The 16154-nt window shown below is 70.5% G+C and carries 12 protein-coding genes; 8 read left to right on the forward strand and 4 right to left on the reverse strand.

Annotation, left to right across the window (positions count from 1 at the left end):
* Nucleotides 1-10: 10 nt before the first annotated feature.
* Complete coding sequence (locus D457_RS0122285) at nucleotides 11-1555, reverse strand: DEAD/DEAH box helicase (protein WP_193374535.1); 1545 nt, start codon at nucleotides 1553-1555, stop codon at nucleotides 11-13.
* A 651-nt stretch (nucleotides 1556-2206) separates the two neighbouring features.
* On the opposite strand from D457_RS0122285, the gene D457_RS0122295 reads away from it, so the two are divergent.
* The 3 genes from D457_RS0122295 (at nucleotide 2207) to D457_RS0122305 (ending at nucleotide 3901) form a co-directional block, all read left to right on the forward strand.
* A complete protein-coding gene (locus D457_RS0122295; protein WP_017582894.1) occupies nucleotides 2207-2905 on the forward strand; it encodes a ferritin-like fold-containing protein in 699 nt (232 codons plus the stop codon).
* A gap of 175 nt (nucleotides 2906-3080) precedes the next feature.
* A complete protein-coding gene (locus tag D457_RS0122300; RefSeq protein WP_017582895.1) occupies nucleotides 3081-3392 on the forward strand; it encodes a DUF6401 family natural product biosynthesis protein in 312 nt (103 codons plus the stop codon).
* A 266-nt stretch (nucleotides 3393-3658) separates the two neighbouring features.
* The gene (locus tag D457_RS0122305) at nucleotides 3659-3901 is read left to right on the forward strand and encodes a hypothetical protein (RefSeq protein WP_017582896.1); all 243 of its coding nucleotides are present in this window, start codon (nucleotides 3659-3661) and stop codon (nucleotides 3899-3901) included.
* 183 nt (nucleotides 3902-4084) lie between these two features.
* Here the strand turns inward: D457_RS0122305 and D457_RS0122310 are convergent, their stop codons facing one another.
* The 3 genes from D457_RS0122310 to D457_RS0122320 all read right to left on the reverse strand — a co-directional run bounded on the left by D457_RS0122310 (nucleotide 4085) and on the right by D457_RS0122320 (nucleotide 6336).
* Nucleotides 4085-4888, reverse strand: a complete 804-nt coding sequence (locus D457_RS0122310; protein WP_017582897.1) for a mechanosensitive ion channel family protein — start codon at nucleotides 4886-4888, stop codon at nucleotides 4085-4087.
* A gap of 290 nt (nucleotides 4889-5178) precedes the next feature.
* On the reverse strand, nucleotides 5179-5826 hold the full coding sequence (locus D457_RS0122315) for a TetR/AcrR family transcriptional regulator (protein WP_026116908.1): 648 nt from the start codon (nucleotides 5824-5826) through the stop codon (nucleotides 5179-5181).
* Nucleotides 5827-6105: 279 nt separating this feature from the next.
* Nucleotides 6106-6336 carry a hypothetical protein gene (locus tag D457_RS0122320; protein ID WP_026116909.1) on the reverse strand — a complete coding sequence of 77 codons (231 nt, stop codon included), beginning with the start codon at nucleotides 6334-6336 and terminating at the stop codon, nucleotides 6106-6108.
* Nucleotides 6337-6649: 313 nt separating this feature from the next.
* Between D457_RS0122320 and moeZ the strand changes: the two genes are divergently transcribed.
* From moeZ to D457_RS0122345, 5 genes are all read left to right on the forward strand, one after another.
* Complete coding sequence (gene moeZ / locus D457_RS0122325) at nucleotides 6650-7813, forward strand: adenylyltransferase/sulfurtransferase MoeZ (RefSeq protein ID WP_017582900.1); 1164 nt, start codon at nucleotides 6650-6652, stop codon at nucleotides 7811-7813.
* A 149-nt stretch (nucleotides 7814-7962) separates the two neighbouring features.
* On the forward strand, nucleotides 7963-8349 hold the full coding sequence (locus D457_RS0122330) for an SPW repeat protein (protein WP_017582901.1): 387 nt from the start codon (nucleotides 7963-7965) through the stop codon (nucleotides 8347-8349).
* A gap of 47 nt (nucleotides 8350-8396) precedes the next feature.
* Nucleotides 8397-8729, forward strand: a complete 333-nt coding sequence (locus D457_RS0122335; RefSeq protein ID WP_026116910.1) for an MGMT family protein — start codon at nucleotides 8397-8399, stop codon at nucleotides 8727-8729.
* Nucleotides 8730-8836: 107 nt separating this feature from the next.
* Nucleotides 8837-12001, forward strand: a complete 3165-nt coding sequence (locus D457_RS0122340) for an ATP-dependent helicase (RefSeq protein ID WP_017582903.1) — start codon at nucleotides 8837-8839, stop codon at nucleotides 11999-12001.
* Entirely contained in the window at nucleotides 11994-15590 is a 3597-nt protein-coding gene (locus D457_RS0122345; protein ID WP_017582904.1) for an ATP-dependent helicase, read from the forward strand. The genes D457_RS0122340 and D457_RS0122345 overlap by 8 nt, the downstream gene beginning before the upstream one ends.
* Nucleotides 15591-16154 lie beyond the last annotated feature (564 nt).

Below are 16154 nucleotides of genomic sequence, written 5' to 3' on the forward strand. Positions count from 1 at the left end.
ACAGGTGTTATCAGGTGTTTTCGGGGTCCCGGCGCACGCCGCCACGGGTGCGGCGACGGCGGCGGACACGGCGGGTGCCGTCGCCCTCCGCGGACTTCTCGGGGCCGCTGGCGGGAGCGTCGGCCTTGACGGTGACCTTCTCCGCGCCGCTCTCGGCCTGGGTGACGTTCTCGCCGTTACGGGTTCGTCGGCGCGAACGGCTGCGACCGCCGCCACCGTCACCGGAACCGCCACCGGAGTTGCGCCGACCGCCCTGCTCACCGCCGCGCTCCTTGCGGTCGCCACGGACCTTGCGGCCGCCTCGGCCACCCCGGTCGCCCCGGTCTCCGCCGCGCGGCTGTCCGGTGTCACCGATGTCCTCGACCTCTTCGGCCTCGAGCCCGGCGAACTCACCGCGCTTGTCGGCGGCCAGCCGGCCCTTGGTCCCCTTGGGGATATTCAGGGCCTCGAAGAAGTGCGGCGAGGTGGAGTAGGTCTCCTCCGGCTCGGCGTTGTTCAGTTCGAGCGCGCCGTTGATCAGCTTCCAGCGCGGCATCTCCTGCCAGTCCACGAACGTGATCGCGGTGCCCGTGCGCCCCGCGCGACCGGTACGGCCGATGCGGTGCGTGTAGGTCTTCTCGTCGTCGGGCGTCTCGTAGTTGACCACGTGGGTCACGTCGTCGACGTCCAGGCCACGGGCGGCCACGTCGGTGGCGACCAGGATGTTGATCTTGCCGTTGCGGAAGGCGCGCAGGGCGCGTTCGCGCTGGCTCTGGCCGAGGTCACCGTGGACGGCCGCGGCGGCGAAGCCACGGTCGTTGAGTTCACCGGCGACCCGGTCGCAGGCCCGCTTGGTCTGGCAGAACACCATGCTCTGGCCGTGGTCCTGCGACTGCAGGAGGCGGGCCAGCATCTCGGGCTTGTCCATCTGGTGGGTGCGGAACGCGTGCTGTGCGATCCGGCTGGTGATGGCCGAGCCGTCGATCTCGTTGTCGTCACCGGCCCGCACGTGGGTGGGCTGGCGCAGGTAGTTCCGCGAGAGAGTGACGATCTCGCTCGGCATGGTGGCCGAGAAGAGCATCACCTGGCGCTCGGCTGGGATCTTCTTGAGGATGCGCTCGATGTCGGGGAGGAACCCGAGGTCGAGCATCTTGTCGGCCTCGTCCAGGACCACCGCGGCGACCTCGTCCAGCCGCAGGTGCTTCTGGTTCTCCAGGTCGAGCAGACGGCCCGGGGTGCCGACGACGACGTCCACACCCTCCTTGAGCCCGTTGATCTGGGGCTCGTAGGAGCGGCCGCCGTAGACGGTGAGGATGCGTCCGCCGCTGCGCTTGCTCGCGGTGGTGAGGTCGGCGGCCACCTGGATGGCCAGCTCGCGGGTGGGAACCACGACCAGGGCGCGCGGCCGCTTGGACGTGCCCGGCTTCTCCTGCGCCATCTGGAGCAGGGGAAGACCGAAAGCGAGGGTCTTGCCGGTACCGGTACGGGCCTGACCGATGATGTCGTTGCCGTTCAGCGCGATCGGCAGGGCCAGGGCCTGGATCGGGAAGGGGGCGATGATCCCCTCCGCTTCCAGCGCGTCGGCGAGCTCGGGGCTGACGCCCAGGTCGTGGAAGGTGGTTTCGGGAGTTGTGGTTTCTTCTGTGCTGCTCAGGGCTCAAGCCTCCATCTAGGCGGGCCGCAGTGTTGTTCGTGGCCGCGGCGGGGTGCGGTCGCGGGCGGCTTCTGGCCGCCGCGGAGGGCGCGGCTCACCAGGTTCCCGCTTCGGCGAGGGAGCCGTGGTGGCGCTGCCGACTGGACCCGCGCGGCCCGGGGGGTCACCCTGGCCGCGATGTCTCGGTTCCATCCGCTGGTTTGTCGTGTGCGGTGCGTCGCTGGGCGCGTGGGCCGTTGCTCCCTCACGCCGCACTGCTCGTGAGGACACGTTGTGGTGTCCGGCTGGACACATCGCTGGGCGCCCGCGTCCGCGGCGCCGGTACGTACTCGCGGGAGAGGCCCGCGTCGCGGGGGTGCGGGACGCGGCGCCGCGATCATGCACGCCGGTCATCACGCTGAGTCTAGCTGCTGGTTCGCCCGGTGCACATAGCGCTTCACTGTGCTGTGGAACCTGCTGTGGACCGTGCTCGGACGGCGGTGACCGTACCCGCTCCCAGAGTGTGCAACCGCTTTCGGCGGGCGTTTAGTCCCCGGTTGGGTACTGGGGAGCCCGAGCGATACTCTGACGGGCATGACCCAAGGCCCCTCTGCCGACCCCGGCGTGATCGATCTGCTCGGACTGCTCGCCTACGCCGAGCTCGGTTCCTTCTTCCGTCTCGCCGGCGACGCCGGACTGGCGCCCTCGCTGCGGACCAAGGGGCAGCTGGCCGGGCTGGCCGCCGCCGAACAGAACCACTATCAGGCGCTTCGCGGGCGCCTGGTGGAGCTCGGGGTGGACCCGGAGATGGCCATGGCGCCCTTCGTTGGGCCGCTGGACTCCTGGAACGAGCGCACTGAGCCGCAGAGCTGGCTGGAGAGCCTGGTCAAGACCTACGTCGGCGAGGGCATCGCCGGTGACTTCTACCGCAAGGTCGCCGCGCTGGCCGACGAGGACACCCGCGTGCTCGTCGAGGACGTCCTGGCCGAGACCGAGCGCGCCGAGTTCGTCGCCGAGCAGGTACGCGCCGCCCTGGAAGAGGACCCCAAGCTCGCCGGCCGGCTGTCCCTGTGGGCCCGCCGTCTGGTGGGCGAGGCGCTGAGCCAGGCACAGGCGGTGGCCGTGGACCGGCCGCGGCTGGCCGCGCTGCTGGCCCGGGACGAGAAGGTCGCGGAGAAGGCGAAGAAGGCCGGTGATTCCGGCCTGGGCGATCTCGCCGCGGTCAGCCGGATGTTCGCCTCCCTCACCGAGGGCCACGCCGCGCGACTCACCGCGATGGGATTGGCCGAATAAGACCCTGCATCGCCTTGCCGACAGCGGTTTCAGCTCTTGTCGGGTGTTTTGCCGGAACTTGGTCCTACTTGGTCAAGAGCGGGTAATTTCCAACACATTCGTTACGATCCATTGGTTCGGCGCACATAGAGTCGATGGAGTTTCCCGTCTCCTGACCACGCGAGTAGGTACTTCCATGCCCCGTGGGACCTCCGTGCGCCACCCGCTGGCCGGACTCACCCGTGACTTCCACAAGATCGGCCCCCTCGACGGGCCGGTAGCGCCCTGGATGTGTGCTGAGCTGGATCAGCACGCCGCACAGGTGTGCGAAGGCATCGTCTCCGGCGGCGCCGAACTCACCGCGAACACGCTCGGGACCTACCTCCACGGTTTTCTCGACGGCTGCCTCGAACGGGGCTGGGGTTCCGACCACGCAGACTACGACTGGGAGACCCTCCGGATTCTCGCGATCTGCCGGCTGGCGAAGGAGCGCGGTTTCGTCCGCTAGGTTGGTCACGTCCGCAGGCGGTGTGATCTATGCCGCGAACCCTCGCGCGTTCGTCACCCGACCGGTTCTCCGGCGAAAAGCCGTTACTGGGCGTACTCTGAAACGTACCGGCGAACTCGTGGTGGCTCACTCCGGCCCGGTTCGCCCCGGTAGGACCGGTGGCCTGCGGAATGCAACGTGGGATTCACGGTGTTATCAGGGTCCAGGCGGTTCCCGGGCACCGTAACTGGCGGAGCGGCCCGAAGAGCCGCGAGAAAGGAATGCGAATGAGGAGCGGTCGGCATGGGGCGGCGCGCCCACCGGTCGGCGTCCTGATCCAGCAGGATCGCGTCGACTTCGCGCTTTTCGCCCTGATCTTCGTCGTCGCACTCGCGTCGATGGTGTTCACCGGTCCCGGAAGCATCGTCTTCTGGTTGGCTTTCCTGCCGATGATCGCCACCGGGGTGCTCGCCTTTCGGCGTATCGAACACCTTTCCCGACAGGAACTGCGTGACTCCGACTTCCTGTGACGGCGAGTCGCGCCGGCGACACGAACGACGAGGGCGAGGCCGTTGGGCCCCGCCCTCTCTCTTTGTCTCAGTGCTTCAAGCGGTCCAGGGCTTCAGGCGGCCCAGGAGCGCCGGGCGGTCAAGTTACCGCCCGGTACCCAGGTGCCCCCGGGAACGTCGCTCAGCGGGCGCCAGGCGGGCTCGCTAGGTGGGCTCACCACCCTTGGCGCGCTGCCCCGGCAGGCTGGCGGCCTCCTTGGTCTCCTTGGCCGCCTCGGCCTGCTCGGCCGTGGTGGCCGGACGGCTCATCGCCGCCTCGCGCCCGGCCTGGTAGCTGCTCTCGTCGCCGATCCGGCCGGTCTCGCGCTCTGCGACCTCCAGCCAGCGCGACCAGCGCGACTGCATCGGCTTGATCAGGCCGCCGCCGACACCGACGACCAGGATGCCGCCGGCCGTGGCCAGCACCGCGATCAGCACCGGCAGGGTGACGGCCACGGCCACGCCCATCTGGTTCAGTGCGGCGATGACACCGAGGGCCAGGACGGCCACGGCGGCCACGTTGGCCAGGATGCGCCCGTAGGACAGCCCGCCCAGAGCGCCGCTGACGAGGTCCCGGACAGCCTTGGCGATCATGGCCGTGACCACGATGATCACGAGGGCCACGATGCCGTGCGGAATCCACGCGATGACGTCACTGAGCAGTGTGCTGACCGGGTTCGGCCCGAAGACGTTGAACGCCATCGTCAGGACGAACAACAGTCCGACGTAGTAGATGATCTTCCCGCCCAGCTCGCTGGCGGTCCAGCGGCTGTTCTCGAAGTACTGCGCCACGCCACCGCGGTGGAGCGCGCGGTCCAGTCCGGCGCCGTGCAGACCCTTGGCGACGGCCTTGCCCACGAACCAGGCGATGATCCAGCCCAGTACCAGAATCACCAGGAAGCCCAGCAGCGACGGCACGAAACCCACGATCGCCTGCCAGGCGTCCATCAGCCCCTGACCCATGTCCATACGTCTTCACCCCCGAATCGCTGGTTCCGCCGGGCCACCGGTGGCCGGTGCCAGACGGATACGGCGAAGAGAAGCGGGTTACTTCTCAGTTTCGCGATACCCGCAGGGCGGAGTTCGAACCGTTTGTTCGGGCGCTATGGGCTTATTTGTCCACCCTTTGTTGAAGAATGGTTAAGGGATGGTCGAGTTGTTTTTACCCGGGCCGGATAATGTTCGGCCGAAGGGCTGGGGGAAGGGAAAACCCCCGAACGCTTTCGCGTCCGGGGGTCGGATCCTGCGGCTGCTGGGTGTCAGTCCTCGGTCCCGGTCTCCTCGGCGGACCGGGTGAGGTCCCAACCACTGATCCCGCGCCAGGCCAGCCGGGCCACCAGCTGCTCGGCGGCGTTCTGGGGGACCGAGCCGTGGTTGTTCAGCCAGTACCGGGCACTGGTCTCGGCCATACCGACCAGGGCGATGCTGAGCAGGTGCGCCTCCTCGTCGGAGATGCTGGTGTCCTGGCGGATCACCTTGCCGATCAGCTCGGCGCAGCGTTGGAACGTCTCCTCGCTCTTCTCCCGGACGGCGGGGAGGTTGCGCAGGTCGGACTCGAAGACCAACCGGAACGCCTCTCCGTCGCCCGCGACGAAGTCGAAGTAGGCCTGGAAGCTCGCGGTCACGCGCTGACGGTTGTCGTCAGTGCTTTCCAGAGCCTCCCGCTGCTTCTCGACCAGCGCCTCGGAGTGTTCCTCCAAGAGCGCGAGGTAGAGCTCCAGCTTCCCGGGGAAGTGCTGGTACAGGACCGGTTTGCTGACACCCGCGCGGTCCGCGATCTCGTCCATCGCCGCAGCGTGGTACCCGCGGGCGACGAAGATCTCCTGAGCTGCGGCCAGGAGTTGGCGGCGGCGCCTGACCCGGGGCAAGCGGGTGCCCCGGGCGCGGGCGTCTGAAGGAGCTGTCACACCCACACCCTCCGAACTCGGCATGGCAGATGCACACCATTTACCGGACATCTGCGTGGCTAACGCTGTCGGACGCGGCCTCGGCTCTGTGGTCGCGTTCCGCAGCTTTTTCCTCATCTTACTCCTGCGTAAGTTCGGTGCGGGCAGCAGGAAGCGACCGACGTCCCAGATGAAGCGGGTCGAAAAACCGGCGGCGCAGGTCGGACGGGGCGTGAAATGGGTGACGAGGGCGCGCTGAAATACGTGAGGGATGGCCTGTCGGGCTCATGCCGCGCCGAGTCAGCGGCGCTCTTCCTCGTCCAGACCGGCCTCCCGGGCCTGTTCGATCACGTCCGCCTCGTTGGCCTGGTCGAAGATTTCCGCGGAGGCCGTCTCGGCCCAGTCGTCGGAGTCCTCGGCGCCCGCCGGGACGCGCTGTTCGGCGGCGTCCGCTTCGGGCACGGCCGCGGTCGGGTCCTCGCCTTGGGCGGAGACGCGCTGTCTGTTCCCACTGTGATCGGACGTTGCCACGGGGTCCTCCCACCATCGTCGCGGAGCGTATGAGCGACACTACCCGCGGACCGCTCCGGGGCAAGGGAAACCGCGCGGGCGCCGGCCGGGCCGGTGGAGCGGAACCATGGAATGAACCCGCGGTCCGTCCTGGTTGAGGGAGGGCAGGAGGCGAGCGGGCGCGACATGGACCACGCCTCCCCGGGGTGGGAATGGAAAACCCCACCCGTTAGGTTGGGTATAAGTGCAAGCAGCTTCGCGCACCACCCCCATGTCCCCGTGGCCCCTGGTACGGGTGGATGCGAAGCGATCCGAACAGTCATGAGGAGTCACCGTGTCGCTGCCGCCGCTGGTCGAACCAGCCGCCGAGCTGACCGTGGACGAGGTGCGCCGTTACTCGCGTCACCTGATCATCCCCGACGTGGGCATGGACGGCCAGAAGCGCCTGAAGAACGCCAAGGTGCTCGTTGTCGGCGCGGGCGGCCTGGGCTCCCCGGCCCTGCTGTACCTGGCCGCCGCGGGCGTGGGCACGCTCGGCATCATCGACTTCGACGTCGTCGACGAGTCCAACCTTCAGCGTCAGATCATCCACGGCCAGAGCGACGTCGGCCGTCCCAAGGCCGAGTCCGCCCGGGACAGCATCAAGGAGGTGAACCCCAACGTCGAGGTCATCCTGCACCAGGACCGCCTGGAGTCGGACAACGCGTTGGAGATCTTCGCCCCTTACGACCTGATCCTGGACGGCACCGACAACTTCGCGACCCGCTACCTGGTCAACGACGCCGCCGTCATCCTGAACAAGCCCTACGTGTGGGGCTCGATCTACCGCTTCGACGGCCAGGTCAGCGTCTTCTGGAACGAGTACGGGCCCCAGTACCGCGACCTGTACCCCGAGCCCCCGCCGCCCGGCATGGTCCCCTCCTGCGCCGAGGGCGGTGTCCTGGGCGTGCTCTGCGCCTCCATCGGCTCGGTGATGGTCAACGAGGCGATCAAGCTGATCACCGGTATCGGTGACCCGCTGGTCGGCCGTCTGCTCATCTTCGACGCCCTCGAGATGACTTGGCGCGAGGTCAAGGTCCGCAAGGACCCGGAGACCGAGCCGGTCACCGAGCTCATCGACTACGAGGCTTTCTGCGGTGCCGTGTCCGAGGAGGCCACCCAGGCCGCCGTGGACTCGACCATCACCGCCCCGGAGCTCAAGGAGCTCCTGGACAATAAGCCCGACGAGATTTACCTCGTCGACGTGCGCGAGAAGAACGAGTACGAGATCGTCAGCATCCCGGGTGCGACGCTCATCCCCAAGGGCGAGTTCCTCAACGGCAACGCCCTCGGGCAGCTGCCGCAGGACAAGCGTGTGGTCCTGCACTGCAAGTCCGGTGTGCGCTCGGCGGAGGCCCTGGCCGCGGTCAAGGCCGCCGGTTTCGCCGACGCCGTGCACGTCGGCGGCGGCGTCCTGGCCTGGGTCAACCAGGTCGACCCGAGCCTGCCCACCTACTAGGGCCTGTGGTTCGCCTCCGGGCGGTGCGGGGTACTCCCCGTGCCGCCCGCCGTGTTTTCGGAGCGTAACCCTCCAGAAGCGGGTACAAGTCATCCACGGGTCGCGGTGCCGACTACCGGCGCCCGTCCCCGCCGCAAGGAGGTGGCGTTATGCGTGAGAAGGGACGCTGGGCGGACTGGGTCGCGGTCGCCCTCGGTCTCGTGGTCGGCCTGAGCTGGGTCGCGCACGGGATGCTGGGATTCTCCGGAGGGCTGTTCTTCGTGCTGGGGCTGGGGGTCATCCTGGCCGCCTCGGTGTCGTTGACCCGCCCCGGTGCGCTGTCGAGCGAGGTCGGCGTGCTCGCCGGCGGGCTGGTGCTGTTCGCCCTGCCGTGGATGCTGGGGTTCACCCACATCACCGGGGCCGCGATGACCGCGTGGATCGGCGGCGGCGCCATCGCGCTCCTGGGGGCCTACGGCCTGTTCATGGCCAGGGCCGCGCGCAGGCGGGACCCCGAGCTCGCCTGGGGATCGCACAGCAACGCCGTCCCGGATTAGCCGGAGCGGGGCGGCGCATGTCGGCGGTGGTGGCTAGGCTCACTTCCATGACCGAAGCGCTGCCCCTGGACGGTGAACCCGACGAGTACACCGAGGACGTCCTGTCCGTGGTCGAGCGGATCCCGCCCGGCAAGGTGATGAGCTACGGCGACATCGCCGAGTACGTCGGCCGCGGCGGGCCCCGCCAGGTGGGTTCGGCCATGTCCCGGTGGGGCGGGGGTGTGCCCTGGTGGCGGGTGGTGCGCGCGGACGGGCGGCCGGCCTCCGGGCACGAGGTGCGGGCCCTGTCCCGCTACGCCGAGGAGGGCACCCCGATGCGGCCCGGCAGTGATCGGGTGAACATGCGGCAGGCCCGGTGGGACGGGGGAAACGAGGGCTGACGAGGGGGGCAGGGGCGGTCCGTTCCCTCCTCTGACGTCCGTCGACGTCCGGGATGGTCGTCCACCTCTGGTGAACTGGAGACGTGAACACATCCCCGTACCGTCTTGTGCGGCGCGCCCACCAGGTGCAGCCGCCTCCGGTGCTGGACGAGAACCAGCAGCGCGTGGTCGATCACCCGAGCGGGCCGCTCCTCGTCCTAGCGGGCCCCGGGACCGGCAAGACCACCACCATCGTCGAGGCCGTCGTCGACCGCATCGACAACCGCGGCGTGGACCCCTCGCGCATCCTGGTACTCACCTTCAGCCGCAAGGCCGCGCAGGAGCTCCGTGAGCGCATCACCGGCCGCCTGCGCCGCACCACCCGCGAACCCCTGGCGCTGACCTTCCACAGTTACGCCTACTCCCTCATCCGCCGTGAGTTCCAGCGGATGGGCGACCTGCCGCCTCGGCTGCTGTCCGGCCCCGAGCAGCTCATGGAGGTACGTGAGTTGCTGAACTGGGAGTTCGAGGACGGCGCGCAGGCCTGGCCCGAGCGGCTGCGGCCCGCCCTGGAGACCCGCGGTTTCGCCGAGGAGCTGCGCGACTTCCTCATGCGCGCCCAGGAACGCGGGCTCGGCCCGCAGGCGCTGGCCGAGATGGCCGCCGAACGCGACCGCGACGACTGGACCGCGGCGGCCGGGTTCCTCTCCCGGATGAACGGCCGCTTCGACATCGCGCCCGTGCCCACGCTCAACTACGCCGAGCTGGTGCGGGTGGCCGCCAACATGCTCACCGACCCCGAGGTGCAGGAGCGCGAGCGGGCTGCCCACGAGGTGGTGTTCGTGGACGAGTACCAGGACACCGACCCCGCCCAGGAGGAGCTGCTGCGCGCCCTGGCCGGGGATGGGCGCGACCTCATCGCGGTCGGCGACCCGGACCAGTCCATCTACGCCTTCCGCGGCGCCGAGGTGGACAACATCCTGGACTTCCCCAGCCGGTTCCCCACCCTGGAGCGCAAGGACGCCCCGGTGGTCGCGCTGCAGACCTGCCGCCGCAGCGGTTCCGTCCTGCTGGCGGCCTCGCGCGGCCTCACCCGCCGCCTGCCCGCCGTGGCATCCGCGCACGGCCAGGTCAACGCCCACCGCGCCCTCACCCCGGCCGAGGGGGTCCCCGACGGTGAGGTGCACGTCCTGATGGCCGACAGCGCCACCCAGGAGGCCGCGGTCATCGCCGACACCCTGCGCCGCGCCCATCTGATGGACGGGGTCCCGTGGTCGGACATGGCGGTGCTGGTGCGCTCCTCCAGCCGTCAGCTCCCGGTGCTGCGCCGCGCGCTCACCGCCGCCTCGGTGCCGGTGGTCGTGGGCTCGGACGACTTGCCGGTGGCCGCCGAACCGATCGTCCGCCCGATGCTCGGCCTGATCCGCTACGGCCTGCGCCCCGAGGAACTGGACGACGACGCCGCCCGCGAGCTCCTGATGAGCCCGTTCGGCGAGGCCGACACGGTGCGGTTGCGGCGCCTGGTGCGGGCGCTGCGCCGCCTGGACCTGGATCGGGTCCGGGAAGGGGGCGAAGCCGGGGAAAGGGACGCTGGGGAAGCTGAGCCTGCCGGTTACCGGCCCTCCTCGCAGCTGCTCGTGGACGCGCTGCGCGACCCCCGGGAACTGACTCTGGTGGACCCCGCCATCGCCGCCCCCGCCACCCGGGTGGCCAAGGCCCTGCGCACCGTCCGCGACCTCACCGCCAAGGGATCCGACGCCGAACAGGTCCTCTGGGAGCTGTGGCGCGACAGCGGTCTGGCCGACCGCTTCCTGCGCGCCAGCCAGGCCGGAGGCCGCCGGGGGGCCGCCGCCGACCGCGACCTCGACGCCGTGGTCGCGCTGTTCGAGAGCGCCGCGCGCTACTGCGACCGGCTGCCGCCCGGCACCCCCGACGGCTTCCTGGACGACCTGGCCGCCCAGGAGATCCCCGGGGACAGCCTCGCCGAACGCGCGCCCGAGGGCGAGGCGGTGCGCATTCTCACCGCCCACCGCTCCAAGGGCCTGGAGTGGGGCCTGGTCGTGGTGGCCGGGGCACAGGAGGGCGAGTGGCCGGACCTGCGCCTGCGCGGCTCGCTGCTCGGCGTGGAGGAGCTCGTGGACGCCGAGAGCCACTCCGCGGACTCCTTCGGTGCGGCTCTGGCCTCCAAACTGCTGGACGAGGAGCGCCGCCTGTTCTACGTGGCGCTCACCCGCGCCCGCCGCACCCTCTACGTGACCTGTGTGGGCGGTGAGGACACCGACGAACGCCCCTCCCGCTTCCTCAACGAGATGGGCGTGGGCGACCCCGAACCGGTCAGCACCGGCCGCCGCTGGCTCTCCCTGCCCGCGCTCGTCGCCGACCTGCGCTCGGTGGTCACCGACCCCTCCGCGCCCGGGCCGCTGCGTGAGGCGGCCGCGGCTCATCTGGCCCGTCTGGCCGAGGAAGGGGTCCGGGGGGCCGATCCGGCGGAGTGGTACGCGCTCACCCCGTTCACCGACGACCGACCGCTCTCCGACCCCGAGGACACCATCCGGGTCTCGCCCTCCCAGGTGGAGAGCTTCACCAACTGCCAGCTGCGCTGGCTGCTGGAGCGCGCCGCCGGGGCTTCTTCGGGTGACTCCGCCTCGGCGCTCGGCACGGTGGTGCACGCGGTCGCCGTCCTGGTCGCCCAGGGCAGCACCGCGGAGGAGGTCAGCTCCCGGATGGACGAGATCTGGACCGACCTCGACTTCGGTGGTCCCTGGCAGGCCGACAAACAGCGCGACCGGGCGGATGAGATGGTCCGTAAGTTCATCACCTGGGACGCCACCAACGATCGCGAGCTGGTGGTCACGGAGGAAGGCTTCAAGGTGGATGTGGGCGGTATCGAGATCACCGGCCGCGTCGACCGCCTCGAACGCGATGCCGAGGGCCGCGCCGTGGTCGTGGACATCAAGACCGGCGGCACCAAGGCCGACGACCTGGCCCGGCACCCCCAGCTCGGCGTCTACCAGATGGCCGTGCTCAAGGGCGCTTTCGCCAAACTCGGCCTGGCCGAACCCGGCGGCGCCACGCTCGTGCAGGTCGGCAAGGCCGCACTCAGCAAGAAGGCGCGCGAACAGGCCCAGCCCCCGCTGGGCGAGGACCCCGACCCCGGATGGGCACAGACCCTCGTGCACGAGGTCGCCACCGGCATGGGCGGATCCCGCTTCGCCGCCACCCGCAACACCGGATGCAACTCGTGCGCCGTACGCGCCTGCTGCCCAGTCCAGGACGAGGGCCGACATGTCTGACACCACCCCCGCCGCCCCCGCGACTTTCGAGGCGTCCGAGGAGCACCGGCCCCGCTTCAGTCCCGCCGAGCTCGCCCGGCTCCTCAAGCGGCCCGAGCCGACGACTGAGCAGGCCCAGGTCATCGCGGCGCCGCTGGAGCCCGGCGTGGTCATCGCCGGAGCGGGATCGGGCAAGAGCGAGACCATGGCTTCGCGTGTGGTCTGGCTGGTCGCCAACGGGCACGTGCGCCCGGAGCAGGTCCTCGGCCTGACCTTCACGAGGAAGGCCACCGCTGAACTGGCCGAGCGGGTGCGCAAGCGCCTGGAGCAGCTGCGCGCCACCGAGCAGCTCCCAGACGAGCTGCTGGACGGCGAGCCCACGGTCTCCACCTACAACTCCTACGCCGGGCGCATCGTGGGCGACCACGCCCTACGCGAGGCCGTCGAACCCACCTCGCGGCTGCTGAGCGAGGGGCAGGCCTGGCAGCTGGCCGCCCGGATCGTCGGCGAGTACGACGGGCCGATGGACCACGTCAACGTCGGCGCGGACACCGTCACCCGCCGGGTGCTGGACCTGTCCGGGCAGATCTCCGACCACCTCACCACCACCGACCAGGTCCGCGGGGTGGGGCGTTGGATCCAGGCCGGGGTGGACGCGATGTCCCGCAAGCCCACCCAGCCCACCCGGGACCTGGTGGACACCCAGCGCCGCCGGGAGGAGCTCCTGCCGCTGGTGGAGCGCTACAACCACGCCAAGCACACCCGCGAGGCGATGGACTTCGGCGACCAGATGGCGCTCGCCGCACGCATCGCGCAGAACCACCCCGAGGTGGGCCTGATCGAACGCGGACGCTTCCGCGTAGTGCTCCTGGACGAGTACCAGGACACCAGCCACGCCCAGCTGGTGCTGCTGCGCGCGCTCTTCGGCGACGGACACGCGGTCACGGCGGTGGGCGACCCCTGCCAGTCCATCTACGGCTGGCGCGGGGCGATCGCGGCCAACCTCACCAGCTTCCCCACGGACTTCCCGATCGCACCGGGGCGGCCCGCCTCGGTGCGCCGCCTCTCCCTGAGCTTCCGTAACGGTGAGAAGGTCCTGAACGTCGCCGAGCGAATCTCCGAGCCGTTGCGGGCGGAAGCGGCGGACGTGCCGGTTCTGCACCCCGGGCCCGCGAGGAGGGGACGGGGGACCGCACTGACCGCCCTGTTCTCCACCGAGACCGAGGAGGCGGCGTGGATCGCCCAGCAGGTGCGGGCGCTGGTCGAGGCCACCGCCGAGGACGCGGGGGGACCGGTCTTCGCCCCGGACGGCAAGGCCTGGCCCGAGGGTGAGTCGGGCGGGGGACAGGAGGGGAGGATCAGCCCGGGCGACATCGCGGTCCTGTGCCGCAAGCGCTCCCAGTTCCCGCCGCTGCGCGAGGCCCTGGAGGCGCAGGACATCCCGGTGGAGGTCGTCGGCCTGGGCGGGCTCATGCTGGTGCCCGAGGTCCGCGACATCATCGCGACGCTGAGGGTCGTTCACGACGCCTCCGCCGGGAACGAACTGGCCCGCCTGCTCACCGGCCCGCGCTGGCGGATGGGGCCCCGGGACCTGGCCGCCCTCGGCAAGCGCGCCTCCGAACTGGCCCGCCACACCCGCCGCGACCTCACCGGACCCGCCGCCGAGGAGAGCGCGCAGGGCGAGGAGTCCGAGGACCTGTTGCGCCGCACCGTTCTCGACCTGACCGCGGAGAGCGGCAGCCTCGTCGACGCCGTCGACGACCCCGGGGACGCCGCGAACTACTCCGCGGCCGCCTACGAGCGCCTGGGACGGCTCGCCGAGGAGCTGCGCACCCTGCGCAAGTTCGTGGGGCAGCCGCTGCCGGACCTGATCACCGAGATCGAGCGCATGCTCGGCCTGGACATCGAGGTCGGGGCTCGGATCCACCGCGACCCGCTCTCGGCCCGTGCGGACCTGGACGCCTTCGTCGACCACGCCGTGCGGTTCGTGGGTAACACCGAGGACCCCACCCTGGGGAGTTTCCTGGGCTACCTCAACGCAGCTGAGGAGAACGAGAGCGCGCTCAGCCCGGGGGAGCGGGTCGGCGGCTCGGACAGCGTGAAGCTGATGACCATGCACGGCGCCAAGGGCCTGGAGTGGCCGGTGGTGATCGTGCCGGGGGTGAGCGCGGGCAAGCGCGCCCCGCTATTCCCGGCCAAGGCCCGTGACTCCCTGGCCTGGGTGAAGGCCGACCACCTGCTCCCGTACCCGCTGCGCGGTGACCGCTCCAGCCTGCCCGCCCTCAGGGGTGTGGAGAAGGACGACATCACGGCCTTCAAGGAGGCCGAGGAAGCCCGCCACCTGATGGAGGAGCGGCGCCTGGCGTACGTGGCGGTCACCCGGGCCTCCTACGCCCTGGTGTGCACGGGGCACTGGTGGGGGCGGACCGGCAGCACCCCGCGCGGACCCTCGGAGTTCCTGGAGGAGATCCGCGCCGCCTGTGAGCAGGGCGCGGGCTCCGTCGTGCGCTGGGACCCGCCGCCGGACCCCGAGGACACCAACCCGCACGACGAGGAGGAGTCCTCGGCGGTGTGGCCGCCCCAGGAGCTGCAGGCGGAGGCGGAGGAGCCCGAGCCTTCGTCTGTACCGGTCGTGTCCGACCCCGTGCCCGACTTCGAGTTCGGCCCCGAACCGGACTTCGAGTACGAGCCTGAGTTCGACCCCGAGTTCGATGACGTGCCGCCTGTGCCCGACTACGAGCCTGTTCCCGAACCGGAGCCCGGGCCCGCACCGGCCCGGATGGTGTCCGAGCCGCCGGAGGACTCCCGCCGCGCCCAGATCCTCGCCGGCGCCGACCTGGTCGAGAACGCCCGGTCCCGTATCCGCGAGGGTAAGCCCGCCGGACCCAGGAAGACCCCGGAGGGGCTGCGCCGCAGGCTCCAGGGCTGGGAACGCGACACCGAACTTCTGCTGGCCCACCGCGACCGCGCCACCACCGGCCCGGACGATGGCCCGGTTCAGGTGGAGCTGCCCGATCACCTGTCGGTGTCCTCGATGGTCTGGCTGGCCCGGGACCCTTCCGCGCTGGCCCGCCAGATCCGCCGCCCCCTGCCCCGCCCGCCCGCGCCGCACACCCGGCGCGGTACGGCCTTCCACGCCTGGCTGGAGCAGCGCTTCGGCCAGAACGCCACGCTGTTGGACGAGTTGCCCGGGGCCGCAGACGAGACGGCGGGCGAGGACGAGGACCTCGCCGAGCTCCAGAGGAGGTTCGAGGAGAGCGAGTGGGGGCCGCGCATCCCGACCGAGGTCGAGGTGCCCTTCGAGACGGTCATCGGCGACCGGCTGATTCGCGGCCGCATGGACGCCGTTTTCCATGACGCCGACACCGGCCGCTACGACGTCGTGGACTGGAAGACCGGCCGACCGCCGGGGAACCAGGTCGAGCGCAGGGCGGTGAGCGTACAGCTGGCGGCCTACCGGCTGGCCTGGGCCGATCTTGCCGGAGTGGAGCTGGAGGAGGTCCGGGCGGCTTTCCACTATGTGCGGGCCGGAGAGACCGTGCGGCCTGCTGACCTCCTGGACGCGGAGGGCCTGGCCGCCCTGATCACCAACATCCCCGAACCCACCTGACCTCGGCGTCCACACCTGGGGTGCGGGTTCCCCCGTTTCCCGCCGCTTCATGGTTGCCGTCTCCGCTGCGCGCGTCAAGGTCGTACGTCCTCGCTTCGCTCCGGGCGCTCCACCTTGACCCGCTTCGCTACGACGGCGGTGGGCGGCTATCGGGAAACGGGGGAGGAGTGGTCGGGGTGGTGGACGGGCCCCAAAGGGGCCCAAAGGGCCCACCTACCTCGGCCTTCGGCCGGTGCCTTCCCCAGCTCGGCGCGGATCGGGTCGCGTGTCGCGGCCGGTCATTCGCCCGGACGGAAAAGCGGCAGCGAAGGAGGGAGCGCCCCCAGCCCGGCGCCCAACGCCTGGACGTGTCGCGGCCGGTCACGCCTGCCTGCGAACGACAACCGCGTCCTCGCCAGGCTCCCGAGCACAGTTTCGGCCCCTGTTTCGAAGATGATCTTGCTACCAGAAGCGAAATCAGCGCCGAACTTGCTTCTGGTAGCAAGATCATCGGGGATGAGGGGGTTTCGGAAGCAGCGGACAGCCCCCAGGTGCTGGTTACGGACACCCTGGCTTGCCCAGGGC

The sequence above is a fragment of the Nocardiopsis valliformis DSM 45023 genome (assembly GCF_000340985.1).
GTDB lineage: Bacteria > Actinomycetota > Actinomycetes > Streptosporangiales > Streptosporangiaceae > Nocardiopsis > Nocardiopsis exhalans.